This is a genomic window from Segeticoccus rhizosphaerae (assembly GCF_009192725.1).
GTDB classification, from domain to species: Bacteria; Actinomycetota; Actinomycetes; order Actinomycetales; family Dermatophilaceae; genus Segeticoccus; species Segeticoccus rhizosphaerae.
The window spans coordinates 1-2,065 of sequence record NZ_VOHR01000477.1; the positions used below are offsets into that span (position 1 = coordinate 1).

Here is a 2,065-nt window from a genome sequence, read left to right on the forward strand (position 1 = left end):
GCCCGGGGCAGCAGGCCGCCGGGGCGTCCTCGAGTGGTGACGGTTCGACCCGGGCCGCAGACACCGCGGACACCGCAGACACCGCAGACTCGCAGGGGAGCCAGGCCGGGTCCGGCGCCTCGGAGGCGCCGGCCAGTCCCGACACCACGCTGGCCGACGACCTCAAGCGCGACCTGCAGCGGCTCAACGCCGAATACGTCAACTACAAGCGGCGCGTGGACCGCGACCGTGAGCTGCACAAGGACCTCGCCGTGAGCGGTGTCGTGGAGGCCCTGCTGCCGGTGCTGGACGACATCAACCTGGCGCGGCAGCACGGCGACCTCGAAGGCGGGCCCTTCGCGGCCATCGCGGAGAAGTTCGAGACGACCCTCGGCCGCTACGGTGTGGTGCGCTACGGCGAGCCCGGCGAGGCGTTCGACCCCAATGTGCACGAGGCCCTGATGCACACCGAGGCCGAGCTGGCACCCGGCACGGAGGTCACCACGATCGTGCAGGTGATGCAGCCCGGCTACAAGATGGGAGAACGGGTCATCCGGCCCGCCCGCGTGGCGGTCGCCGACCCGCAGTGACCCGGACCCGACACCGCTTCGGCGAGACGACTCGCCGAAGCGGTGTCGGGACGAAACAGTGAGCAGAGGAGGAGGCGCCCATGGCCAGCCAGGACTGGTTCGAGAAGGACTTCTACGCGATCCTCGGCGTCTCCCCCGACGTCGACGACAAGGCACTCAAGAAGCGCTACCGCAAGCTCGCGCGCGAGTGGCACCCCGACTCCAAGCCGGGCGACACCGCGGCGGAGAAGAAGTTCAAGGAGATCGGGGAGGCGTATGCCGTCCTGTCCGATCCCGAGCAGCGCAAGCCGTATGACGCGATCCGCCAGATGGCCCACGGGGGCGCCCGATTCACCGCCGGCGGCGGCCCGGGCGGCTCGGCCGGTGGCGCCGGCTTCGAGGACCTCTTCGGTGGCATGTTCGGCGGCGGCGGGGGCAATGTGCGCTTCACCACCTCCGGCGGTGGCGGCGGGGCGGGGCAACCCAACCTCGAGGACCTGCTCGGTGGGATGTTCGGCGGTGGCACCGGCCGTGGCGGTTACGGGGGATTCGGCGCACCTGCCGGCCCCCGCCCCGGCGCGGACATCAACGCCCGCACGACGCTGTCCTTCCGGCAGGCGACCGAAGGTGACACGGTCACCCTCCAGGACGCCGACGGCGGCCACGTGACGACCCGGATCCCCGCGGGGGTCAAGGACGGTCAGCGGATCCGGCTGCGCGGCAAGGGCCATGCCGGCGACCCCGGAGCCCCCAAGGGAGATCTGATGCTGACCGTGCACGTCGAGCCGCACCCCGTCTTCGGCCGTGACGGCAACAACCTCACCGTCGACCTGCCGGTCACCTTCGCGGAGGCCGCCCTCGGCGCGACCGTCTCGGTGCCGACCCTGTCCGGCGCGCCGGTCAAGGTCAAGATCGCACCGGGCACGCCGAGCGGCAGGGTGCTGCGGGTCAAGGGGCGGGGCATCGAGGGCAAGAAGGGCACCGGCGATCTGCTGGCCAAGGTCACCGTCGTCGTGCCGCAACGGCTGTCCGACTCCGCACGCGACGCCCTCGAGGCCCTGCGCGCCGACGAGGACGGGGCCGATCCCCGGGCCGAACTCTTCGCCCGTGCGAAGGAGTGAGCGGACGTGACGCCACGAGGCTTCCCCCACGATGACGACGCCGCGGTGTTCGTCATCTCGGTGGCTGCCCAGCTGGCCGGCATGCATGCACAGACGTTGCGGCAGTACGACCGGCTCGGCCTCGTCTCGCCCTCTCGCACCCGTGGAGGCGGGCGCCGCTACTCGACCCGCGACATCGCACGGCTGCGGACGGTGCAACGCCTGTCCCAGGAGGATGGCATCAGCCTGGCCGGGATCCAGCGGATCCTCGAGCTGGAGCACGAGGTCAGCCGGCTGGAGGAACGCGTCGAGGTGCTGACCGCAGAGCTCGAGCGCGCGCGACTCGAACGCAGCGCGGCGGCCCGCGTCTTCGCGGCCGGCCGGGCCGGCGACGTGGTCGCTGTGCGGGCAGGTGAG

General features: G+C 71.9%; 3 protein-coding genes. All 3 read left to right on the forward strand.

Annotated features, from left to right (window positions below):
* Positions 1-569, forward strand: a 569-nt coding sequence (locus tag FRW57_RS20800; protein ID WP_152186955.1) for a nucleotide exchange factor GrpE, incomplete at its 5' end; no start/stop codon positions are given.
* 80 nt (positions 570-649) lie between these two features.
* Positions 650-1,669, forward strand: a complete 1,020-nt coding sequence (locus FRW57_RS20805; RefSeq protein ID WP_152186956.1) for a DnaJ C-terminal domain-containing protein — start codon at positions 650-652, stop codon at positions 1,667-1,669.
* 6 nt (positions 1,670-1,675) lie between these two features.
* On the forward strand, positions 1,676-2,065 hold a 390-nt coding region (locus FRW57_RS20810), incomplete at its 3' end, for a heat shock protein transcriptional repressor HspR (protein ID WP_275263233.1).

Coding starts and splice junctions, on each gene's coding strand:
- FRW57_RS20805 (WP_152186956.1), top strand. CDS start 650: ATGGCCAGCCAGGACTGGTTCGAGAAGGACTTCTACGCGATCCTCGGC.